This is a genomic window from Sphingomonas sp. VDB2 (genome assembly GCF_047946695.1).
In the GTDB taxonomy this organism is placed as follows: Bacteria; Pseudomonadota; Alphaproteobacteria; order Sphingomonadales; family Sphingomonadaceae; genus Sphingobium; species Sphingobium bisphenolicum.
Genome location: NZ_CP159615.1, coordinates 102,178 through 124,139 on the forward strand (window position 1 = coordinate 102,178; position 21,962 = coordinate 124,139).

18 protein-coding genes and 1 tRNA gene are annotated in these 21,962 nt (G+C 63.9%); 11 read left to right on the top strand and 8 right to left on the bottom strand.

Features of this window, described 5'->3' with window-relative positions:
• Positions 1 to 5: 5 nt before the first annotated feature.
• From astD (ABT375_RS00515) to ABT375_RS00525, 3 genes are all read right to left on the bottom strand, one after another.
• Positions 6 to 1,439, bottom strand: coding sequence for a succinylglutamate-semialdehyde dehydrogenase (astD, locus tag ABT375_RS00515; RefSeq protein ID WP_224550330.1), 1,434 nt, complete (start codon positions 1,437 to 1,439; stop codon positions 6 to 8).
• 71 nt (positions 1,440 to 1,510) lie between these two features.
• Complete coding sequence (locus ABT375_RS00520; RefSeq protein ID WP_416463679.1) at positions 1,511 to 1,888, bottom strand: hypothetical protein; 378 nt, start codon at positions 1,886 to 1,888, stop codon at positions 1,511 to 1,513.
• Positions 1,889 to 1,985: 97 nt separating this feature from the next.
• Positions 1,986 to 3,371: a protein adenylyltransferase SelO family protein gene (locus ABT375_RS00525; RefSeq protein WP_416463680.1), complete on the bottom strand. Its 1,386-nt coding sequence runs from the start codon at positions 3,369 to 3,371 to the stop codon at positions 1,986 to 1,988.
• A 37-nt stretch (positions 3,372 to 3,408) separates the two neighbouring features.
• Here ABT375_RS00525 and ABT375_RS00530 point away from each other — a divergent pair, with 37 nt between their 5' ends.
• From ABT375_RS00530 to ABT375_RS00555, 6 genes are all read left to right on the top strand, one after another.
• On the top strand, positions 3,409 to 4,278 hold the full coding sequence (locus ABT375_RS00530) for an alpha/beta fold hydrolase (protein WP_261935151.1): 870 nt from the start codon (positions 3,409 to 3,411) through the stop codon (positions 4,276 to 4,278).
• A complete protein-coding gene (locus tag ABT375_RS00535) occupies positions 4,271 to 5,416 on the top strand; it encodes a glycosyltransferase (protein ID WP_416463681.1) in 1,146 nt (381 codons plus the stop codon). Before ABT375_RS00530 ends, ABT375_RS00535 begins: the two co-directional genes overlap by 8 nt.
• Before the next feature lie 91 nt (positions 5,417 to 5,507).
• The gene (locus ABT375_RS00540; protein ID WP_416464949.1) at positions 5,508 to 6,911 is read left to right on the top strand and encodes an NAD(P)H-dependent flavin oxidoreductase; all 1,404 of its coding nucleotides are present in this window, start codon (positions 5,508 to 5,510) and stop codon (positions 6,909 to 6,911) included.
• An 11-nt stretch (positions 6,912 to 6,922) separates the two neighbouring features.
• The gene (locus ABT375_RS00545; protein ID WP_416463682.1) at positions 6,923 to 7,138 is read left to right on the top strand and encodes a DUF2093 domain-containing protein; all 216 of its coding nucleotides are present in this window, start codon (positions 6,923 to 6,925) and stop codon (positions 7,136 to 7,138) included.
• 423 nt (positions 7,139 to 7,561) lie between these two features.
• On the top strand, positions 7,562 to 7,942 hold the full coding sequence (locus ABT375_RS00550) for a VOC family protein (protein WP_416464950.1): 381 nt from the start codon (positions 7,562 to 7,564) through the stop codon (positions 7,940 to 7,942).
• Between the two features lie 222 nt (positions 7,943 to 8,164).
• Complete coding sequence (locus ABT375_RS00555) at positions 8,165 to 8,320, top strand: hypothetical protein (protein WP_416463683.1); 156 nt, start codon at positions 8,165 to 8,167, stop codon at positions 8,318 to 8,320.
• 87 nt (positions 8,321 to 8,407) lie between these two features.
• Here the strand turns inward: ABT375_RS00555 and astD (ABT375_RS00560) are convergent, their stop codons facing one another.
• Together astD (ABT375_RS00560) and ABT375_RS00565 are read right to left on the bottom strand one after the other, a co-directional pair.
• A complete protein-coding gene (gene astD / locus ABT375_RS00560) occupies positions 8,408 to 9,811 on the bottom strand; it encodes a succinylglutamate-semialdehyde dehydrogenase (protein WP_416464951.1) in 1,404 nt (467 codons plus the stop codon).
• A gap of 2 nt (positions 9,812 to 9,813) precedes the next feature.
• Entirely contained in the window at positions 9,814 to 10,842 is a 1,029-nt protein-coding gene (locus tag ABT375_RS00565) for a DUF1338 domain-containing protein (RefSeq protein WP_416463684.1), read from the bottom strand.
• A gap of 87 nt (positions 10,843 to 10,929) precedes the next feature.
• Here ABT375_RS00565 and gcvA point away from each other — a divergent pair, with 87 nt between their 5' ends.
• Entirely contained in the window at positions 10,930 to 11,829 is a 900-nt protein-coding gene (gene gcvA / locus ABT375_RS00570; protein WP_416463685.1) for a transcriptional regulator GcvA, read from the top strand.
• Positions 11,830 to 11,833: 4 nt separating this feature from the next.
• Here gcvA and ABT375_RS00575 read toward each other — a convergent pair whose 3' ends face one another.
• Positions 11,834 to 12,844, bottom strand: coding sequence for an SPOR domain-containing protein (locus ABT375_RS00575; protein ID WP_416464952.1), 1,011 nt, complete (start codon positions 12,842 to 12,844; stop codon positions 11,834 to 11,836).
• A gap of 201 nt (positions 12,845 to 13,045) precedes the next feature.
• On the opposite strand from ABT375_RS00575, the gene ABT375_RS00580 reads away from it, so the two are divergent.
• The 3 genes from ABT375_RS00580 to ABT375_RS00590 are packed head-to-tail and all read left to right on the top strand — an operon-like array spanning position 13,046 to position 15,643.
• The gene (locus ABT375_RS00580; RefSeq protein WP_224551092.1) at positions 13,046 to 13,765 is read left to right on the top strand and encodes a ParA family protein; all 720 of its coding nucleotides are present in this window, start codon (positions 13,046 to 13,048) and stop codon (positions 13,763 to 13,765) included.
• Between the two features lie 14 nt (positions 13,766 to 13,779).
• A complete protein-coding gene (locus ABT375_RS00585) occupies positions 13,780 to 14,280 on the top strand; it encodes a hypothetical protein (protein ID WP_224551091.1) in 501 nt (166 codons plus the stop codon).
• A 19-nt stretch (positions 14,281 to 14,299) separates the two neighbouring features.
• Entirely contained in the window at positions 14,300 to 15,643 is a 1,344-nt protein-coding gene (locus ABT375_RS00590) for an SPOR domain-containing protein (RefSeq protein ID WP_416463686.1), read from the top strand.
• Positions 15,644 to 15,761: 118 nt separating this feature from the next.
• Here the strand turns inward: ABT375_RS00590 and ABT375_RS00595 are convergent.
• Positions 15,762 to 15,836 (bottom strand) — tRNA-Asn (locus tag ABT375_RS00595).
• 172 nt (positions 15,837 to 16,008) lie between these two features.
• Positions 16,009 to 18,264: a TonB-dependent receptor gene (locus ABT375_RS00600; RefSeq protein ID WP_416464953.1), complete on the bottom strand. Its 2,256-nt coding sequence runs from the start codon at positions 18,262 to 18,264 to the stop codon at positions 16,009 to 16,011.
• A gap of 329 nt (positions 18,265 to 18,593) precedes the next feature.
• On the opposite strand from ABT375_RS00600, the gene ABT375_RS00605 reads away from it, so the two are divergent.
• On the top strand, positions 18,594 to 21,128 hold the full coding sequence (locus ABT375_RS00605; protein WP_416463687.1) for a TonB-dependent receptor: 2,535 nt from the start codon (positions 18,594 to 18,596) through the stop codon (positions 21,126 to 21,128).
• The last annotated feature ends 834 nt before the right edge of the window (positions 21,129 to 21,962 follow it).

Genomic DNA, 21,962 nt, shown 5'->3' on the forward strand with positions numbered 1-21,962 from the left:
CTCCGTCAATCGCCCATCACGCTGACGTCGATGTCCTTCAGGCCGACGCCGATTGAGGCGCGGGGTGTTTCGATTTCTGCCGACACCACCGGATAGGCACAATAATCGGCGGCATAATAGGCGCTGGGGCGGTGATTGCCCGAAATGCCGGTGCCACCGAAAGGTGCAGAAGAGGAAGCGCCATTGGTTGGCCGGTTCCAGTTGACCACGCCGGCGCGGACATTGGCCCAGAACTGATTATATTGCTCGGGCGATCCACCGATGAGCGAGGCGGAGAGGCCATAGCGGGTATTGTTCGCTTCCGCGATCGCGTCGCCGAAGTCCGCGACGCGGATGACTTGCAGCAGCGGGCCGAACAGTTCGACATCGGGCCGTTCCTTCATTGCGGTGACGTCGATGATTGCGGGGCTGAGGAAGGGCAGGCCCTTGTGGGGCCGGACCATATGCTTGATCGGCCTGCCGCCATTGCTCATCAGGAAGAGGAAGCTTTCGGTCAGTCCGTCGGCAGTAGGGTTGTCGATCACCGGACCCATATAGGGGGTAGGATTGGCATGGGGATGGTCCACGATCAGCCGGTCGGCCAGTTTCTTGATCTCCGCGATCAGCCGATCCGCGATGCCGTCGCGCACGATCAGGCGGCTGGCGGCGGTGCAGCGCTGACCGCTGCTCATAAAAGCCGACTGGACCACCAGCGTCGCTGCGGCGTTGATTTCGGGCGTGTCCCATACGATGATCGGGTTATTGCCGCCCATTTCCAGCGCCAGTATCTTGGACGGCTGCGCGGCATATTGCCGGTTGATCGCGATACCGGTCTGGGCCGATCCCGTGAAGAGTATGCCGCCGACATCGGGGTGGGCGGCCAGCGCCTTGCCCGCATCCGGGCCGCCGAGCAGCAGTCGGATCGCATCCACCGGTACGCCGGCTTCCTGATAGAGCTTCACCAGCATTTCGCCCACGGCAGGCGTCTTTTCCGACGGCTTGAACACCACGGCGTTGCCCGCCAGCAGCGCGGGGATGATATGCCCATTGGGAAGGTGTGCGGGGAAATTATAGGGACCAAGCACCGCCATGACGCCATGGGGCTTGTGCCGCACCGACTGGCGCGCGCCCAGCGCCGCTTCCAGCCGGCGCTGGCCGGTGCGTTCGGAATAGGCGGCGACGCTGACATCGACCTTGCCCATCACCGCATGCACTTCGTTGCGGGCGTCCCATAGCGGCTTGCCGGTTTCGCGCGCGATGAGATCGGCGAGCGCATCTTCCTGCCGACGCACGACGTTGACGAAGCGGCGCAGCGTTTCGATGCGATAGGCGATGGGCTGCGCCGCCCATTTGGGCCAGGCGGCGCGGGCGCGGGCGACTTCCGCGTCGACATCGCCCGTCTCGCCTTGCCAGAGCAGGGCGCCGGTGGCGGGTTCATGGGATGTAAGCGGCGCGACCATTTGACGCGATATATGGCTGAAAAAGGTTAAGGAAAATAGGGCGGAGGCGAGGAGGCAGGCGCGACGTCAATCTATTGTGGCGGCGGCAGGTCTGCGGCCATCAGCCACATCTCTGCCGGCAGTCGCGAGCTGAATGCGCCCACTTCCGATCCGTGCAGCTTCGCGCGCAAGCGCTGTTTGCTCTGTTTGTCAGGGGTCAGGATCGCCACCCGGTCGCCCGGCTGATAGGTGCGATGGCATTCGGTCAGAACATAGTCGTCTATGCCCATATCCTGTTCGTCGGCGGTGCTCAGGTCCGAAAGCACCCGAACAGGTTCGCCGTTTCGTCTTTTCTGCGCGACGATCTCACGCATCGCTCGAAAATGCGCATCCAGCTCTGCCCTTGTCCAATGCCCCGAAGACCGGACGGTTATAATGCCGTCCGGGTCAGTCAAGTCGCGCTCGATCATGGTGCCACCACAGGTTGCAGGATCGCAGAATGCTTAACCTCCGATAATCTTCCTCTTGTTAATATTGTTCCTTCAATTCAGCATTTGTCATTATCTGTCATCGTGCAATGCGATGAGCGTCGCCCATCCGCCTGATCGCGGCGACTTTGTTATGAAGCGGTGTCCAGTCGTCATCCGTGTCGATGGCACTCCAGATCGACTCCACCTCATCGATATGCATGGAGCAGGGCGCTTCGTCCGACCAATAGGGATGGTCCCTTGCGTTGGGCAAAGCGGTAAAGCCCGCAATCGCCTCGCGGAACGGCGCCCAGCCAGCATCGTCATAATGCGCGCCGGAGGGGACTGTGCCGCCGCGCCAGTCGTGGAAGAAACGGTCGATCGGCGTGCCGCTCGTCACCAGGCCGCGCACCGCCGCCTCGATCATCGCGCCAGGGTCGGTGCCCTCGACGCCCAGTCGCCAGCAGAAGCGCCGCTGCATAGCATCGCCGTAGAGCGTCGGGAACCGTTCCAACTGTTCGATCAGGGACGGCGCCTCCACCAGCGGGCGGAGCGATACCGCGAGTTGCGCTACATCCCAATGGATCGCTTCGGCCTGCCGTCCGAAGGCATAGAGTCCCTGCTGGTCGAAATAGGCGGCGGTGAAATGGGCATCCCACAACGGAGTGAAACGCCAAGGACCATAGTCGAAGCTCTCGCCCGTCACATTGATATTGTCGCTGTTGAGCACGCCATGGACGAAGCCCGCAACCATGTAGCTGGCGGCGAGGTCGGCGGTGCGCTCGACCACCCGACCCAGCAATTGTGCGGATGGATTGTCCCCCGGCGTCTCGCCATAGAGGCGGGTGAGGGCATAGTCGGTCAGCTTCGCCAGCAGCGCCTTGTCGTCATGAAAGGCCGCGCGCTGGAACGACCCGATGCGAATATGCGAATGGCTCAGGCGCACCATAGCCGCGCCGCGTGTGGGGGACGGTTCGTCGTTGCGCTCCAGTGCCTCGCCCGTCTCGATGATGGAAAAGGTCTTGGACGTGTTGACGCCCAGGGCTTCCAGCATCTCGGTCGCCAATATCTCGCGCACGCCGCCCTTCAGCGTCAACCGGCCGTCGCCGAAGCGGCTATAGGGGGTCTGGCCCGATCCCTTGGTCCCCAGGTCCAGCAATCGGTCGGCATCGTCGCGCAACTGGGCGAACAGGAATCCGCGCCCGTCGCCGATATCGGGGTTATAGTGGCGGAACTGATGGCCGTGATAGCGCAGGGCCAGCGGCTGGGGCAGGCTGCCCTCCAGCGGCTCAAAACGGCCGAAATGGGCGATCCATTGCGCGTCGCTCAACTCGTCCAGCCCCACCGAGGCGGCGGCGCGGTCGTTGCGGTAGCGCAGGATCGTCTGCGGAAAGTCCGCCGCCGTGACCGGGGCGGCGATGTCGGGCATCAGCGCGTCGATTTCAGAGGCGGGGCGATAAATGGCGGCTTGCGGCGTCTGGTTCATAAGGCGATATGGGGGAAGGTCACCAGAAGGATCAAGCTTGAGCGGCTACAGCGATGGATATTGGTGGTCACCCGATGGGCTGCGGCTCCATTATCGGGATTATGCGGGAGGCGATGACGGCCGCCCGCCCTTGCTCTGCCTGCCGGGGCTGACCCGCAACGCCCGCGATTTCGAACCGCTGGCCGGTCGGCTGGCGGGCGAGTGGCGGCTGATCTGCCCGGACATGCGCGGCCGCGCCGAAAGCGCCTATGCCAAGGATGCGATGACCTATGTCCCGCTAACCTATTTGCAGGATATCAGCCGCTTGCTGGCCGATCTCGCCATCACCCGCTTCGTTGCGGTCGGCACGTCGCTGGGCGGCGTCATCACCATGTTGATCGCCGCAACCCACAAGGAATGGCTGGCGGGCGCGTTGCTCAACGACGTCGGGCCGGTACTGGACGAAGGCGGGCTGGCGCGCATCCGATCCTATGTCGGCGTGGGCCAGTCGCACCCGACCTGGGTCCATGCCGCCCGCGCCCTGGCCGAGGCCAATGGCGACGTCTATCCCGGCTATGACCTGGAACAATGGCTGGCCATGGCCAAGCGCCTCTATCGACTGAACAGTGGCGGGCGCGTCGTGCTGGACTATGATATGAAGATCGCCGAACCGATCCGCGCCATGGGCAGCGAGGCCGGCGTCGACATGTGGCCCGTGATGCAGGCTTTCCGCGGCATTCCGACGCTGTTGCTGCGGGGCGAGCGATCCGACCTGCTGTCCGCCGCCACGGCGCAGCGCATGGTGGAGGGGATCGGCGACAGTGCCGAACTGACGACCGTTCCTGACGTCGGCCATGCGCCGGGGCTGGACGAGCCGGAAAGCGTCGCCGCGATCGACCGGTTGTTGGACCGCGTCCTGCATGGTTGATATTTCGGGCAAGAATAGGCCGCATATCCTCCACGTCCACGGCAGTTTCACTCTGGGCGGCAAGGAAGCGCGCGCCGTGCGGCTGATGAATATCTGGGGCGACAAGGCGCGGCACAGCATCGTCAGCGCCGATCCCGCGGCCATGGGTGCGCGGGACGCGATCGATCCTGCGATCGACGTCGAATTTCCCGATGGGCCGTCTTTTGCGGGCAAGCCGGGGCTGGCGCGTTACAAGGTCATCACAGCCTTCCTCAGGCGGTTCGACCTGATCCTGACCTATAATTGGGGATCGATGGATGCGGTCATGGCGCATCGGCTGGCGGGCGCATCGGCCGGCCTGCCGCCGCTGATCCATCATGAGGACGGGTTCAACGCCGATGAGACCGAGCGGTTGAAGACCAAGCGCAACCTGTTCCGTCGGGTCGGGCTGCAACGCGCGCACGGCATGGTGGTGCCCTCGGTCCGGCTCGAAACCATCGCGCGATCGGTGTGGAAGCAGCCGGCAGGCAAGGTCCATCTGATCCGCAACGGCATCGACGTCGTTCGTTATGCCACGCCGCCAGCTAAGGACGCCATTCCTGGCCTGGTCCGCACGCCCGGCAAGCTGCTGGTCGGCACGCTGGCAGGGCTTCGGCCGGTCAAGAATATCCCCCGCCTCGTACGCGCCGTCGCGGCGCACAAGGATAGGCTGCAACTGGTGGTAGTGGGCGAGGGGCCGGAGCGCGAGGCGATCCTGGCGCAGGCCGCCGCCCTTGGCCTGGACGATATCCATATGGCTGGTTTCATGGACCGTCCTTGGCGCTTCGTCGGCCTGTTCGACATTTTCGCCCTGTCTTCCGACAGCGAACAGTTTCCGATATCGCTAGTAGAAGCGATGGCGGCCGGCGTGCCCGCGGCGTCCATGGATGTCGGCGATGTCGCCAACATGGTCGCCCCGGAAAACCGGCCGTTCGTCGTGTCTGACGAGCAGAGGATGGCAGATGCGCTGGAAACGCTGGCTGGCGACGCCGAACTGCGGGCCCGACTGGGAGCCGCCAACCGAGGCCGCGCAACGCGCGACTATGCCGAAGCCGACATGGTGAATGCTTATGCGCGCCTATATGGCGAGGCACTGGCCAGCCCCATGATTTTGCGCTAGGGCGCGCCAAATTCGTCATAGACAGCCAAAGCTGCTATAGGGTCGCTTTTACCCGGTCGAGGGGGCCGGGCGGTTTTTGCGGGAGATGTCGTTGTTCAAGGGGTTGAAGCCCATCGTCTATGGTGGCCGTGAAGTCTGGCCGCTGGTCGAAGGCGGCAAGGGCGTTGCCGTGTCCAACCACGCCAGTTCCGGCGCGTGGGCGGCTGCGGGCGGCATCGGCACGGTGTCGGCGGTGAACGCCGACAGCTATGACAGTTTCGGCAACGTCATCCCTCAGATCTACCATGGCCGTACCCGTCGCGATCGTCACGAGGAACTGGTCGCCTATGCTATCGACGGCGCGGTCGAGCAGGTGAAGCGCGCCTACGAGATCGCTGGCGGCAAGGGTGCGATCAACATCAACGTGCTGTGGGAAATGGGCGGCGCGCAGCGCGTGCTGCACGGCGTACTGGAAAAGACCAAGGGCATGGTGGCGGGCGTCACCTGCGGCGCGGGCATGCCCTATAAGCTGTCCGAGATCGCGGCCTCCTACAATGTCAGCTATCTGCCGATCGTGTCTTCCGGCCGCGCCTTCCGCGCGCTGTGGAAACGCGCCTATTCCAAGGCGTCGGAATGGCTGGCGGCAGTGGTCTATGAAGATCCCTGGCTGGCGGGTGGCCATAACGGCCTGTCCAACGCCGAAGATCCCAAGGTGCCGCAAGACCCCTATCCCCGCGTCAAGGCGCTGCGCGACACGATGCGCGAAGGCGGCATTTCCGACGACGTGCCGATCGTGATGGCGGGCGGCGTCTGGGCTCTCAAGGACTGGAACGACTGGATCGACAACCCCGAACTGGGCGCGATCGCCTTCCAGTTCGGCACCCGTCCGCTGCTGACGCAGGAAAGCCCGATCCCACAGTTGTGGAAGGAGCGGCTGACCCAGCTCAATCCCGGCGACATCCTGCTGCATAAATTCTCGCCGACCGGCTTCTACAGTTCGGCCGTCCGCAATCCCTTCCTGCGCAGCCTGGAGGCGCGCTCGGAACGGCAGATTCCGTTCAGCACCGAACAGGCGGGCGACCATACCCACCAGCTCGACGTGGGCGTGAAGGGCAAGAATTTCTGGGTTACGCTGGGCGATCTGACCCGTGCGCGCGAATGGGTAGGGCAGGGCTTCACCGCTGCGCTCAAGACGCCGGACAATACGCTGGTTTTCGTCGGCGAAGAGGAAAAGGGCGTCATCCGCAAGGATCAGACGGACTGCATGGGCTGCCTCAGCCAATGTTCCTTCTCGTCCTGGATGGACAGCGAGACCAATTCGACCGGTCGCCTGGCCGATCCGCGGAGCTTCTGTATCCAGAAGGCATTGCAGGAAGCGGTGCATGGCGGCGACCTCGACCAGAATCTGCTGTTCGCGGGTCACGGTGCCTATAAATTCAAGCAGGATCCCTTCTACTCCAACGGGTTCGTGCCGACCGTGAAACAACTGGTCGACCGTATCCTGACCGGCGATTGACGGCGTCGGCGATGATCGGGGACATTCAGGGTCTGGCGGTGCTGCACTATGACACGCCGCATTTCGACATCGTGCAACCGGGGCAGTTCGTGCTGTGCGCCGTATCCGGCGCGAGAATCGATTTGGAAGATCTGAAATATTGGAGCGCCGAGTTTCAGGAAGCCTATCGCGGGCCGGAAGAAGCGACTCGGTCCTTTCTGCAACATCGCGGCCCGGATTTCCGATAAATAACGGCCGTTAAAGCGACGCCAGCCTGTCTGCCAGAAGGGGTGGGCTGGCCTAAATCGCTTTCAAGAGGTGCTGAACATCGGTTCAGCGTCTCAATAAGGCGATTGGTCGCAACTTTGCTATTCCGATACGGTGAAAACTGATGTAATCTTTTCTCAGAGGCGACGTAGAGCGCTGCATGTGGAAGGATGTTTTTCTGATGTCTCGTATCGACGTCTTTGGTGATCGTATTTGCATCGTGTCGAGCCTGCTGATCGTGGGCTGGTTCCTCTACAGCACGATCTTCTGATTCCTGCGGCGGGATTTCCCGCCTGACCGCGCTTTGGTCGGGGTCATTGTCTGGATCGAGCGCCTGTGCCACGTCTATGGGCGCGGCTATGTTGCGTCCATGCACCCTGTGGTTCTGCATATTGGAGATGATGATGTTCAGCCACATCATGGTGGGTGCCAACGATATGGAGGCGTCCAAGTCCTTCTACGACGCGACATTCGGTGCGCTGGGTGCGAAACCCGGCTTTTACGACGAAATGGGGCGTGTCATCTATATGCATGACAATGCCTTGTTTCTGGTGACCAAGCCGATCGACGGTGCGTCGGCCTGTCATGCGAATGGCGGGACGATCGGTTTCACCATGGCCTCGCCCGAACAGGCGGACGCTTGGCACGCAGCAGGCGTGGCAGCGGGCGGCGCAACCTGCGAAGATCCGCCCGGTGTGCGCGAAGGCGGCTTCGGCAAGCTGTATCTCGCCTATCTGCGCGATCCGGCGGGCAACAAGCTGTGCGGGCTCCATCGGATCGGGTGATTAGGCATAGGCTGGTTTTGGTTGGGATGACCAAGCAGGACTGGCGGCACCCCAAGCAAAGCTATTTCGACTTTCTCAACTAAATGACTAGATAGAGTGGCGAGCGTTTCGCTCCGCGGCTTTTGAAGGATGTCAGCTTGCTCCGCGTCACCAACGGCTAAAGCGCACGGTGCCGAAGCGACGACGCCAGGTTTCGTGTTCCCTTGCTATGAGGAGAAGACGATGACTCGCAAAACCACACGCCCCCGCCAGCCTCATCGCGTCCAGCCGGACAGCCATGTCTATCTGCCCCATTCGTCCTGGACTCGCGTCGAGCGCAAGGCGGCTGCGGGCGGCGCGATCGCGCCCGATGACTTTTGGGCGCGGCTCGGGCTTTGAACCCAGGTCCGGTCAGGAAAGCTATCATCTTGGAGGGCGAGGCGCCCGCGTCGTTCGGTCACGCGACCGACGGCGCGGGCGGCCGTATCAATTGCTCAAGCCGTTGACTGGCACCGCCGCGACGCCCTCCGCCTCGAAACTGGCGATGGGATAGGCGCAATAGTCTGCGGCATAATAGGCGCTGGGGCGGTGATTGCCTGATGCGCCCAGGCCGCCAAAGGGCATGTTGCCCGCCGCGCCCGTGGTCGGCCTGTTGCGGTTGACCACGCCAGCGCGGCTTTCCTCGACCACCCGCTGCCACAATGCCTGATCCTGCGAGATCAGCCCGGCGGACAGGCCGAAGCTGGTGGCGTTGGCGGCGGCGATCGCAGCATCGAAGTCCGGCACGCGGATGACCGTCAGCACCGGTGCGAAAATCTCCGCATCGGGCGCGTCAACGCCGGTCAGGTCGAGCAGGGCTGGGGTGACGAAGGCGGCGCTGCGATCCTGCACGCTGTCGAAGTCGCGGATCACCCGCGCGCCGCGCGCGATCAGGTCGCTGACGGCGCGGTGTGCGGCCGCGGCAGCCTGGTCCGACACCAGCGGTCCCATGAAGGCGTCGCCCGGCTCGTTCCAGGCGGCGATCGGCAGGCGGGAGGCAAGGGCGGCGGTAGCCTCCACGATGGAGTCGCCGGTCGCGCCTTCGGGCACGATCAGACGGCGGGCGCAGGAACAGCGCTGGCCGGTGGTGATGAAGGCGGAGTTGACGATGATCGACGCGGATGCTTCTGGCGAGTCCCAGGCGATCAGCGGGTTATTGCCGCCCAGTTCCAGCGCCATGACGACATGGGGCCGGTCGACCAGCGCCCGACGCAGCGCGGCGCCCGCGCCTGCCGATCCGGTAAAGAGCAAGCCGTCAATATCGCCCGCGACCAGCGCCTCGCCGGTAGCGCGACCACCCTGGACCACGGTCAACAACCCGTCGGGCAGGCCCGCCGCTGCCCAGGCGTCGGCCATCGCCGCACCGGTCGCGGGGGTGATCTCCGACGGTTTGAAGACGACGGCATTGCCTGCGATCAGGGCGGGGACGATATGACCATTGGGCAGGTGGCCTGGGAAATTATAAGGGCCAAGCACCGCCATCACGCCATGGCCGCGGTGACGGAGCACTGCGCGACCGAAGGGCATGTCGGCGGCGCGCTCGCCGGTACGTTCGGCATGAGCCTTGATCGACACATCGACCTTCGCGATCATCGATCCGATTTCGGCGTCGCTTTCCCAGAGCAGTTTGCCCGTTTCGCGGGATATGAGTGCGGCCAGCGCCGCGCGCCTGTCCCCCAATATCTGCGCATAGCGGCGCGCGATGGCGGTGCGGTCGTCCACCGGTAGCGCGCGCCAGCCGGGCAGGGCAGCATGGGCGGTGGCAATGGCGCGGTGACAGTCGTCCGCGCTTGCGACCGGGCCTTCCCAGACCAGTTCGCGCGACGCCGGATCGAAGGACTGGAGCATCATACTCACCGTGCCGCGCCCGCTTGCGCACTGGTCATGGCGAAGATGCCAGTCGCGTTGCCGGTGTCGAAGGCGAGGTCGAGCCTGCCCGTCGCGGGATCGACATCGCGGCTGATGAATTCGTAGAAGGAGCCGGGCACCTGCCGCAATTCCCCGTCGGCGAAGAGTCGTTCGACGCTGTCGGCGCGGAAGGCGGTCTGGCGCACGCGGCCCGTTGCGGAGACTTCCAGTTTCTCTTTCATCGGGCGATCCTCCGCTTTCAGCCGTTCAGCAAGAGCGGCGACATCCGCAACCCGGTCGGTCGCATGGTTGAAGCCATTGCCCTCGGTCGCGATCCAGGCGGCTTCGTTGGAGCGGGACAGGAGCAACTGATAATCGGCGAAACCCGGTGCATCATGCTGACGATCGAAGGCGGACAGGATCACCGGTAGCGTGGCGATTGCGTCAACGAGTTGGACAGCTTCTCCGGCTTCATAGCGCGCCAGCATCGCCTTCGCCCGATCGTCCAAGGGATCGCGCGACGTGCCGAAGACACGGGCGGCGGCCTCGGCAAATTCCGGGTCGAAGCGATCGACATGGAGTTCGGACAGGAAGAATTGCGGGATCGCTTCGGGGAAGTCGCTATGGCGGTAGGCCCGGCCGGTCATCTTCAGCCGGTCGAGCGGATAAATGGCCGCCATTGCATAGCCCAAGGGCAGGAAGATGCGGGTAAAGGCATCCTCACCGCCGGGCAGCGCGCCGGTCGGGCCATCGGGGAAGCGGATCGAGCGGAGCGCGCCATGGTCGAACATAACCTTGCCGCCCCGGGTGAGCGTATCGGCGACATAGGCGTTTCCGCTCGGCACCCGATGCAGCAGGTCGGCGAACAGGGTGACGTTCAGCGCCATGGCGAAGGCGGCGCGCGACACGGTGTCGCCGCGCTGCGTCAGCAGGGCGGGATCGATCGCCAGCATGGCGAGCGTCTGGCGGCCCGCCGCTTCGCCTAGGGTGGCGACGACCAATGTCTCTATGCTGCCCATATTCTCAATCGACATGAAATGCTCCGGGATGACAACGCCCTTATCGCAAGATAGGCATGATTTTCAAAATGGCGACCTGTCATCTGTAGATGCGAGTTTGGAATGAGTGGATTGCGCAAATGGCTGCCGCCAATGAACGCACTGACCGCCTTCGAAGCGGCAGTGAGCCATGGCGGATTTTCGCGCGCGGGCGAGGAGATTGGGCTGACCCAGAGCGCGGTCAGTCGCCAGATCGCGCAACTGGAGGACTGGCTGCAGACGCCCTTGTTCGACCGGATCGGACGACGGGTGCGGCTGAACGAAGCGGGGCGGGCCTATGCCGACGACCTGTTGCCGGCGCTCGACGCCATCCGCCGCGCGACGGCACGAGCCTCGGCGCGGCCGTCACAGACCGCCCTGCGGGTCGCGACCTTGCCCAGCTTCGGGATGCGCTGGCTTGCGCCGCGCCTGCCGCAACTGACCGCGCGGCATCCCGATCTGGTGATCGATTTCGCCGCTCGTTCGCAACCCTTCGACTTCGGGCATGAGGATTTCGATGCAGCCGTTCATTTCGGTGTCGCGGCGGATTGGCCCGGCGTCACGATGGATTTTCTGTTCCGCGAGGAAGCGGTGCCCGTTTGCGCGCCGGCCTGGCTGGCGGCACATCCGCTGCGCGAACCGGGGGACCTGCTGCGCGCGCCGCTCTTGAGCCAGACGTCGCGTCGCGATGCCTGGACCCGCTGGCTGACGGCGGCGGGCGTGGATGCGTCGGCACTGGCGCCTGGACCGGCCTATGAGCATTTCCTGATGCTGGCGCAGGCCTGCGCAGCCGGGGGCGGGGTGGCGCTGATCCCCAGTTTCCTGATCCAGCCGGAACTGGCGGCGGGCACGCTGGTCGTCCCCTTCGCCCGGCCGCTGTCGAGCGAACAGGCCTATTATCTGGTCTACCCGACCGGGGCGCTGATCGCGGGGGCGCTGGCCCAGTTTCGCGACTGGATGGTGGATCAGGCGCGAGGCGCCTGAACCTTCACATCTTCTTGGGCATGCAGTCCGCGCCGGCGGCCTTGATCGCGCCGCAGAGGCGCGCGGCGTCGTTGCTGCTGGCGAGCGGCCCGGCCTGGAGCCGCGTGACCGCGCCGGCCTTCACCAGATAGGGCTGATAGGCGGACAGGCCGCTGACCTTGCGGCTGAGCTGGCTCCAGAGCGTGCGGGCGCGCGCTTCTTCGCCGAACGCGCCGAGCTGTACGCGCCAGCCGCCCGAAGCGGCGGGGGCAGCGGCCATGGCAGCAGGACGCGCGGGTTCCGGCGCTGGCTTTGGCTTGGCGACAACGACCTGCGGTGCGGGCCGGGGCGGCGCCGGCGCGGGTTTGGGGGCGGGTTGGCTGGGCGTGGAGGGCGGCAATTGGGTGGTGCGGACGGCCGATGGGCCGCTGCGCGGCGGCGGCGGAGCCGCTTGCGCCAGCATGACGCTCTTGTCGCCCTTGTCCAGGCTGGCGGCGAGTGCCAGACCCTGCTTGCGTTGATCTTCTGGGATATATTTGTCCATCTGCTCCAGGCTGGTCGCGGCCTGCGGCAGGCCCGACGCGGAGGCGCGGGTCATCAGCGCATAGGCGCGGACCCAATCCTTGCCGAGCGTGTCGCCGTTGAACAGGGCGGTGCCGACGATATATTGCGCCCGCGGTTCGCCGCGCATCGACGCGCGCTGCAGATAGGGCATGGCGCCGGTGCGGTCGCCTTGCTGGAACATCAGCAGGCCCAGATTATCCTCTGCGCGCAAATGTCCCTGCACCGTCGCCTTGCGATACCAGTCTATGGCGGCGTTGAGGTCGGGCTGGACTCCGCGGCCCAGCTTGTAGGCCTGACCCAGATTAAACTGTGCATCGGGGTCGCCCGATTGCGCCAGCGGCCGCCATTCGGCGATCGCCTTCGCATAATCGCCCTGCTGCCAGGCGTCCACGCCGGCCTTCACATCCGCCAACGCGGGCAACGCAATGCCCAGCATCGCGACCAGCGCCGCGGTTCCCCAGATATGTTTCATATGCACAGGCTCCAGTGCGAAAATCGTCATGGGCAACCGCAATGGTCAAACAAGGTTAAAGTCCTGTTAGCGTAACGGTAAGATGCCGCACAGCAACTTAACCATGATGTCGCACGACCATCAAGTTTCGCGGGCAGTTAACCAAATTTTAGCGGCACTCGTGGCAATCCGGCCCGGAACTGGATTTTCTGGGGGGTGTGCGTGCGGATTTTGGCAATGGCGTCGCAAAAGGGCGGATCGGGCAAGACGACCTTGTCGGGCCATCTGGCCGTGCAGGCGCAGCGTGCCGGCGCCGGCCCGGTCGTGCTCATCGATATCGATCCGCAGGGTTCGCTGGCCGACTGGTGGAACGAGCGCGAGGCGGAGTTTCCGGCCTTTGCCCAAACCACGGTCGCGCGCCTCGCCGCCGACCTCGAGATATTGCGCCAGCAGGGTTTCAAACTGGCCGTCATCGATACGCCGCCTGCCATCACCATGGCGATCCAGAGCGTCATTTCGGTCGCCGAACTGATCGTCGTGCCTACCCGGCCAAGCCCGCACGACCTGCGCGCCGTGGGCGCCACCGTCGACCTTTGCGAACGCGCTGGCAAGCCGCTGATCTTCGTGGTGAACGCCGCCACACCCAAGGCGCGCATTACCTCGGAAGCCGCCGTGGCCCTGTCGCAGCATGGCACGGTCGCACCGGTGACGCTGCATCACCGTACCGATTTCGCCGCATCGATGATCGACGGCCGCACCGTGATGGAGGTCGACCCCAAGGGGCGGTCCGCCGCCGAGGTGGAGGCGCTCTGGTCCTATGTGTCGGACCGGCTGGAGAAGAATTTCCGCCGCACCGTCTTTTCCGTGCCGCAGGGCACCGTCGGCACGATCGCCAGCCGTCCATCGAGCGGGGGCTTCGGCCGCCGCGTGATCGGCCAGTAAGGAAAGCCAGGACCATGGCCGAACCCAAACCGCTTGCTTCGCTGACATCGGGCCTGCTGGCCCGCAAGGGCGCGGCCCAGCCGGCGATGCGCCGCCCGATGCTGGGCTTTGGCCGTGCATCGAGCGCGGCGCTGCAGCAGGATGACCTAGGCTGGAACGACATGGGCTTCGATGTCGAGCCGGTGCATGAACCGATGGAGGAACCGGCTGCGCCGATCGGCCTGACGCCGATGACGCCCGTCGTTCCCGTGCCGCCGGTGGTGGCGGAGCGCAAGGTTCTGGCCAAGCGCCTCGCCGCCAAGCCCGCATCGGTTCAGGCCGTCGCCCGCAACCGCAAGGCGGCGTTCACGCTGCGCCTGGATGCCGACCGGCATCTGAAACTGCGTCTGGCCTGCGCGATCACGGGCCGTTCGGCCCAGCAGATTGTGACGCAGGCGCTGGACGATCTTCTCAATGACCTGCCGGAAATCGACCGGCTGACTCAGCAGCTGCCGCATATGCGCGACGGCCAGTGAATGAAGGGTGGGTAAATTTATGAAACGCACGACATTCGGAAAGGCGGCGCTGTCTTCCCTGCTCGTCGCCACGACCATGGTCGGCTGCACCGGCGCGGCTTTTCGCCCGTCGGCTTCGGCCGTCCAGCAGAAGGGCAATCCGGGCAAGCTCGCCATCGCCGCCGAAAAGGCGCTGGCCGATCGCAACGCCGCCAAGGCGGTGGAAGCCGCTGAAGCCGCGGTGCAGCTTGCGCCGCAGAACGCCGCCTATCGCCAAATTTTGGGCCGTGCCTATGTGCTGGCCGGACGCTTCGCATCGGCCGAAACGGCACTGAGCGACGCCATGACGCTGGGTAATAGCGACGCCAGCACGATCGTCAGCCTGGCGCTGGTGCAGGTGGCGCAGGGTCGCCCCGACGCCGCGCGCAGCTTGCTGGTCGCCAATGCCGGCACGGTTCCAGCGGGCGACTATGGCCTGGCGATGGCGATGGCGGGGGATTCGGCCGAAGGCGTCCGCATCTTGTCCGAAGCCATTCACGATCCGTCGGCGACCGCGCGCACGCGCCAGAACCTGGCCTATGCCTATGCGCTGGCCGGCCGGTGGAAGGATGCGCGCATGATCGTGGGCATGGACCTGGAGCAACTGGCCGCGAACAAACGTATTTCCGACTGGGCGCAGATCGCCGAGCCGTCCCTGGCGCCGATGCGCGTCGCCGCGTTGATGGGCGTGACCATCAACGGGGGCGATGCCGGGCAGCCGGTCGCGCTGGCGCTGGCGCCTGCCGCCGCGTCGGTCGAAATGGCGCAGGCCGTGCCTGAAGTCGCGCCCTTGCCCGAGAGTCAGCCCGAAGCGCCGGTGCAGATGGCGCAAGCCGCCCCCGCGCCGCAGCCGGTGGTCGAGGCCGCGCCCGTCATCAGGGCCGAACGCGCGCCGGTGCGCGTCGCCGCCCGCGATTTCATCGTCGAGGATCGCAACGCCAAGCCGGTTCAGGCCAAGAGCCGCACCGCCAAGGCGCCGCCGGTCGTCGCCGCGCGGATGCAGCAGGCCGCCTTCATCAAGCCGGTCGCCAATGGCGCCAGCAACTGGGTGGTGCAATTGGGCGCCTATGACAATGCGGCGATCGCCAAGGAAAAATGGATGACCATGGCCGGGCGCAGCAGCACGCTGGCCGCTTTCCCGGTCCTCACCAGCCAGGCGACCGTCAAGGGCAAGGCCTATCACCGCCTCGCCATCAGCGGCTTTGGCAGCCGGGCAGACGCCATGACGGCGTGTCGCACGATCCGCGCCCAGAGCGGCCAGTGCTTCGTGCGCGAAGGCGCGCCGGGCGCGACGCCGCAGCGCTGGGCCGTCGCCACCAAGGGCCGCCAATACGCATCGCGCTGAACCTTCCCTCCCAAGCGTGACCCTGAACGCGCGAGGCCCACCGGCTTCGCGCGTTTTTTCTTGGCCAAAGACGGCATGAGGCGATTTGGCGCCAAACCATTGCTGATGCTGGGAAAAATGGCTCCCCGAGTAGGATTCGAACCTACGGCCATTCGATTAACAGTCGAATGCTCTACCGCTGAGCTATCGGGGAACGACCGGCTTTCGCCGGACAGGCCGCGCCTATGCATCGGCTGATTGGAAATGGCAAGAGCGTCGCGCGCCTGAAAATCGAAAAAAGGCTGGTGCAATATGACAGGCGGCAAGATGGCCCGGATGTGACGGGATCGTCGGGCGCGGCTCCGTGAGGGAGCCGCGCCGCGCGATCAGATTTTCCCGGACAGGGAGACGCCGAATACGCGCGGTTCGTTGAACACGGCCGCCATATAGTTTTCGATCACGCCCTTGAGGTTTTTCTCGTTGGTGATGTTGCGGGCGAACGCGGCGATCTCATATTTACCGTCCGGGGCGCTGTAGCCGACCCGCAGTCCGCCTTCGAAATCACCCTTCGAATAGAACTCCTTCGTCCGGTACAGGACGAAGTTGGTATAGCCCTGGATGTTCCAGTCGGTTGCGGCGAAGATCTTGCCGCCATTGCCCAGCGGCACGTCGTAGCGGGCCGAGACGTTGGCGGTATATTTGGGCGCGTTAGGCAGCGGATTGCCATCGATCTGGGCGAAGCTGTTGGCTCCGACCTTGATCGTCGGATCCTCCACCGTGCAGACGACCACGCCGTTCAGGACGCACACTTGAGCGTAGACATTCTTGTCCTTGATCTTGCTGTGCAGCAAGCTGAGGCCGGCCGACAGGGTCAGATTTTCGAACGGACGGGCTTCCAGCTCGGCTTCCATGCCGTACGCGTCGGCCTTGTCGGCGTTGAAGAGGACGCCGTTGCCATTCACATCGTTGCCATTGAGCTGGATATTCTTCACCCGGTATGTGAAACCCGACAGGTTGAAGCGCAACCGGTTGTCGAGCAGGCTGGACTTGAGGCCGGCTTCCCAGGACAGGATGGTTTCGGAGTCCGCGGTGGTGAAATCGCTGTTGAACACGGCGGAGCGGCCCTGGATGGTGGGACCGCGGAAGCCACGCGCGACGCGGGCGTAGACGCTGACGTCCGGGCTGATCTCATAAAGCGCGCTGACGTCCCAGCTGGGTTCTTTGCCGGTCAGCTTCACATAGCGGCGACCGCCATAGGTGACGGCATTTGCGATGGTATTGGCGGTCTTGACCAGCCGGGTTTCCTTGGTGTCCTTTGTGTAGCGGCCACCGGCGGTCAGGGTGAAGCCGGGCGTGATTTCATAGCTTGCCTGGCCGAACACGGCCCAACTGCTATTCTTGTCGCGCAGGCGCACCCAATTGTTGGGATTGTGCGCCGCGGTGGTCAGGAAGAAGGCGCGCTGGTAGAAATCGGTCGTGTCATGCTGGTCGAAATACATGCCGCCAACCTGCCATTTGAACGCCGTGTCGCCGTTGCTGGCGAAGCGGAGTTCCTGGGTCAACTGGTCGAGATCGCGGATATTGCCCTGGCTCTGACCGAAGCCGTTGGGTACGCCAGCGACCGGGAAATTGGCGCCTGCGCCGCCATCGGTATCGCCGCGGCTATAGCCCTGGGTCGTTTCATAGGCGGTGATGGAGGTCAGTGTGACCGGACCGAAGTCGATGCCGATATGCTCGGACGCGCCATAGGTCTTGTACGCCTGGGGGTTGTTGTGCGCTTCATCGAGCGCGACCGAACTACGCAGCGTATTCGCTACGCTGTTGGATCCCTTTGCCAGGCCTGCACGGTGGAAGATGGTCGATGTCCCGTCATAGTCGCGGGCATGGAAGCTGGTCAGCATCGAGAGGGTTTCATTGGGCGTCAACAGCAACTGGACGCGCACGTCCTTCTCGTTGAAGCCGCCCATGGCGTCCTTCCTGGGCGATACCGTGCCGTCGGCGCTGGGGCCGGAATAGCTGTTATCGACCCAGTCGTCGCGATGCTGGTAGAGCGCCGAGATGCGGACGGCGAGCTTGTCCGCCACGATCGGACCGCCGACGCCGCCGTCGAATGTCACGCTGTTATAATTGCCATAGCTGGCCGAAGCCCGGCCCTGCCAGTCCATGGTCGGACGGTTGGTATCGAATTTGATGATACCCGCGGTCGTGTTGCGGCCGAACAGCGAACCCTGCGGGCCGCGCAGCACTTCGACCTGCGCGACGTCGAACAGCGGATTCGATTTCAGCACGACATGCTCCAGCACGACATCGTCCTGGATGATGGATACCGGCTGCGAGGCGCCGAGGTAGAAGTCGATATTGCCCAGGCCGCGAATGTAGAAGCGCGGGAAAATGCGGCCGGTGGTGGTTTCGGCGTAGAGGCCGGGAACGCGCGCGGCCAGTTCCAATATGTCGCCGCCGCCGCTCTGCAACGCGCGCAACTGGTCGCCCTGAACGACGCCGACCGAAACAGGCACCTTTTGCAGATTTTCCGAGCGACGTTCGGCGGTCACGACGATTTCGTCGAGCCGGTCGTCTACCGCGGCTTCCTGCGCATGACTCGCCTGAGCAGATGAGAGCGCGCCAAGCGCTGCCGCCAGCATCAGCGCCGGCCGACCGGATAGGATTTTGGACACGATATTTCCCCGATAATGATATGGTTCTGAAGGCCGGATACGCAATGCAGCCGGACCTGCGTCCGAATGGCTGAAGAAAGGACCGTCGCCCGACCTGTCGTCACCACCCTGTGTGGCTGCCGCTAAGGCGACGACATGTCGATAATGTTACAATATGTTTCTGTGTCTCGGCGGCTCGTCGCAAAGCGGCGGCTTGTGGCATTCGCGTCACAGTGGGAGCGTGCCGCCGGTCTGGACGGACGGCCACGCGCCTTTCATACGGAGCGCTTAGCGCTGCATGCAAGGGGACAAATATCTTGAAAATCGGCTCTTTCGCTCTTGTGGCGATCAGTCTGGCTGCGCTGTCCTGCGCCAACGCTTATGCGCAAACGCCGGGCGACAATGACGGAACGATCATCGTGACCGCTCAATTGCGCGAACAGGATCCGATCGATGTGCCGATGGCCCTGACCGCGATCGGCAGTGAACAACTCGATCGTTTCGGTATCGAGGAATTCGACGAACTGTCCCGTTACGTCCCGGGTTTCGAGGTCCAGAATCAGTCGCCCAACAATCCCGGCTTCGTGATGCGGGGAATCACATCGGACAGCGGCACGGCCTTCAACGAACCGCGCGTGTCGGTGTTTCAGGACGGCGTGTCGATTTCCAAGTCGCGCGGTTCCTATGTCGAACTGTTCGACATCGGCCGGGTCGAGGTCGCCAAAGGGCCGCAGTCGACGCTTTACGGTCGCGGTGCGCTGATCGGTGCGGTCAACATCGTTCAGAACAAGGCGAAGCCGGGCATTTTCGAAGGCGCCGGCAAGGCATCCTATGGCAATTACAACGCCTTTCTCGCCGAAGCCATGGTGAATGCGCCGATCGGGGACGACATGGCCATCCGCCTCGCGGGTCGGATGCGCAAACGTGACGGCTATGTCGAAAATCTGCTGGGGGGCGAGGATTTCAACTCCGCCGACACCTATGCGCTGCGCGGCAGTTTTCATGGAGAAGCCGGGGTTCTGAGCTTCGACCTGATCGGCAATTATCAGAAGGACACGCCCGAAGGCACCGCCTTCAAGTCGATCGCCTACAACCCGACCGATCCGGCGACCGGCACCGTGATCGGGAATCGCGGGCGCAATAGTGGTGCGACGCTATCGCCGGGAGCGGGCTTTGAAGGCGGCAAGCCCCTTGGACTCGATCGGCAAGTCTGGGGCGTGACCGGCATCGCGAAGCTGAAGCTCGACGAAAGCTTCACCCTCACCTCCATTACCGCCTTCCGCAAGTTCGATACGCTGGAAATTTTCGACGCCGACGGCCTGTCGCTGCCGATACTGACTGCCGCAGAGCAGGCGCATGGCGAACAGACGAGCCAGGAATTGCGCCTCACTTATGAAAATGGCCCGCTGACGGCGTTCGTCGGTGCGAGCTATTTCCACGAGACCGGCTTTCAGCGCGCGTCTGCGCAGCTGGACGAACGAGCGCTGCTGGCGCGCCTTGCCGGTGCGCTCAACGGCGGCGGCGCCATTCCCGGACGGCCGGCCAGCGATCCCGTTCCCGCGGCGCTGCTTGCCAGCCCGGCCTTCACAGGCGCGCTGCTGCAGGGCGTAACCGCCGCCTATGGTGCGCCTATGTCGAGTGCGCAGGCGCAGGCGATCGCCGCTAATCTCAAATCCAACCACTTGGAATCCAACAGCAATAGCGCGCAAACCAGGGCGCTCGACCTCTTCGGTGACGTCACGATTCGTCTATCGGACAGGTTCGAGATCGGCGGTGGGCTGCGCTACAGCCATGACGACAAGCGGGGCGGCTATACGGCGTCTGTGCTGAACGGCCGATCAATCCTGGGCGGGGTTATCGGTGCGCTAGGGCAACCCGCGGCGGTGCGAGATGCGCTGCTGGGCGCATTGTCGGTGCCCGGCGCTGCCGCCATTCCGACGTCGGCCGCCTATCCAGTGCCGCTCTTCGGCCTCGGCAGCCAGCCGACCGCAGGCAATGGCGGGGTCGACAGCGCCAGCCACAAGAATGGCGGCTTTTCCTGGCGCCTCACCGCGCGCTTCATGCCCGGCGAAGGCGCCAGCGTCTATGCGACCTATGCCAGGGGCCGACGTCCCGAAATCCTCGCGCCCACCGGCCCGGCTGCGCCCTTCGGCGCGACCAGTTTTACGGTGCTGCCATCGGAGACGGTCGACAGCTACGAACTCGGTGCGAAGACGGCATTCGCCAACCACAGCCTGTTCCTCGACGGATCAGTCTTCTTTTACCAGTATGACAATTTCCAGACGACCGTGCAGCAAGGCACGCAGACCGTCACCACCAATGCCGGAAAGGCCGAAAGCTATGGTTTTGAGGGGCAAGCGCGTTGGGTACCCGATGATCTGATCAGCCTGTATGCAAGTTACGCCTATAATCACAGCCGGTTCAAGGCGGGCATTCGCGACGGCAACCGCTTTCGCCTGTCACCCGATCACAGCGCATCGCTCGGTGCGATACTGAGCGTGCCGGCCGGTCCCGGTCGCGTCGCCTTCTCGCCCAGCGTCACTTGGCAATCGGGGGTCTTCTTTGACGACGACAATGACCGGTCAGACTTGCAGCAGCCGCCAGCGGCGCTGGCCGTCGACAATCTGCAGGACGAAATGCAAAAGGGTTATGCGCTGGCGAATGCGCGGCTGGGCTATGAGGCGGTGGGCGGCGACTGGCGGATCGAGGCCTTTATCGAAAATGCTTTCGACAGGAAATATGTCAAGGATGCCGGCAATGCCGGCGACGCGCTCGGTATGCCGACTTTCATCGCGGGCGAGCCGCGCTTCTACGGCATTTCGGCCAGCTTCCGCTTCGGCAGTGCAAAATGACGGGCGATCGGCGGTCCGCGCCTGATCGACGGCGGCTTTGCTTGTCGGCGACAGTCGCCGGGGCGCGCGAAATCTGGTCGTCGCCAACGTCGAAGGCTAACGTTTCCACACCCAAAAATTGGTCCGAAAGGATTTCGCTACATAGCGCACCGCCAGGCACCAAGCCTGGCGACCTAAGCCGCGTCTCGTGTGTAGGAATGTGGCTCCCATCGAACGATACGTCAAGAACACTTTTGCCGCTATTTTTGCCAGAGTCTCGAAGAACAATATCAAGGTATCGAGCGCTCGTTAAAAGCGCGAAATTCGCTCAGCCTTCTGGGTCCGACGAATTTCTTCGAGATTCAGTATTTTATTTGAAAGCATCTACGGGCGGAGTTCGTAAGCGTGACCGCGACCGTGCCATTCGCATCAGGGCTGAAGGCAGGCCGCGGCCGTCTTTGAGGGAGCGTGCGGTGGCGCTGGCAAAACAAAAGGGAGAGGTTCGCGCCAAGGACCTCACGGCTATCGGAGTTCCTCGTTGCTATCTGACTCCCATGTGTGACGAGGGGCTGCTCACAAAGGTCGGCTACGGCCGTTACCGCGTACCTCTCTCAAAAGGCGACTAATTCGGATCGCTCTTCTGATTTGTCCAGTCTCAAACTGCCGCTAGCGGGCAGTTTGAGCGGTGTTATCGGCATTGATCTTAACAATACGGGCTTTTCCGGCTTCGAAGAAACCGAAACTGAGTGCTACGAGAGCCAGCGCATGAAAGGCACATGAGCTTATCGCCGGCCAAGTGAGAAAAAGTCATTCAACGCGGCGGACATCACGCGGGCTTCCGCGTCGATACCCGTC

What these genes read in the sequence shown, in the direction of transcription:
- ABT375_RS00520 (WP_416463679.1), bottom strand. Translation starts at nt 1,888, where the DNA reads ATGATCGAGCGCGACTTGACTGACCCGGACGGCATTATAACCGTCCGG.
- ABT375_RS00525 (WP_416463680.1), bottom strand. Translation starts at nt 3,371, where the DNA reads ATGAACCAGACGCCGCAAGCCGCCATTTATCGCCCCGCCTCTGAAATC.
- ABT375_RS00585 (WP_224551091.1), top strand. Translation starts at nt 13,780, where the DNA reads ATGGCCGAACCCAAACCGCTTGCTTCGCTGACATCGGGCCTGCTGGCC.
- ABT375_RS00565 (WP_416463684.1), bottom strand. Translation starts at nt 10,842, where the DNA reads ATGTCGATTGAGAATATGGGCAGCATAGAGACATTGGTCGTCGCCACC.
- astD (WP_416464951.1), bottom strand. Translation starts at nt 9,811, where the DNA reads ATGATGCTCCAGTCCTTCGATCCGGCGTCGCGCGAACTGGTCTGGGAA.
- ABT375_RS00575 (WP_416464952.1), bottom strand. Translation starts at nt 12,844, where the DNA reads ATGAAACATATCTGGGGAACCGCGGCGCTGGTCGCGATGCTGGGCATT.
- ABT375_RS00550 (WP_416464950.1), top strand. Translation starts at nt 7,562, where the DNA reads ATGTTCAGCCACATCATGGTGGGTGCCAACGATATGGAGGCGTCCAAG.
- ABT375_RS00555 (WP_416463683.1), top strand. Translation starts at nt 8,165, where the DNA reads ATGACTCGCAAAACCACACGCCCCCGCCAGCCTCATCGCGTCCAGCCG.
- ABT375_RS00545 (WP_416463682.1), top strand. Translation starts at nt 6,923, where the DNA reads ATGATCGGGGACATTCAGGGTCTGGCGGTGCTGCACTATGACACGCCG.
- gcvA (WP_416463685.1), top strand. Translation starts at nt 10,930, where the DNA reads ATGAGTGGATTGCGCAAATGGCTGCCGCCAATGAACGCACTGACCGCC.
- astD (WP_224550330.1), bottom strand. Translation starts at nt 1,439, where the DNA reads ATGGTCGCGCCGCTTACATCCCATGAACCCGCCACCGGCGCCCTGCTC.
- ABT375_RS00600 (WP_416464953.1), bottom strand. Translation starts at nt 18,264, where the DNA reads ATGCTGGCGGCAGCGCTTGGCGCGCTCTCATCTGCTCAGGCGAGTCAT.
- ABT375_RS00535 (WP_416463681.1), top strand. Translation starts at nt 4,271, where the DNA reads ATGGTTGATATTTCGGGCAAGAATAGGCCGCATATCCTCCACGTCCAC.
- ABT375_RS00590 (WP_416463686.1), top strand. Translation starts at nt 14,300, where the DNA reads ATGAAACGCACGACATTCGGAAAGGCGGCGCTGTCTTCCCTGCTCGTC.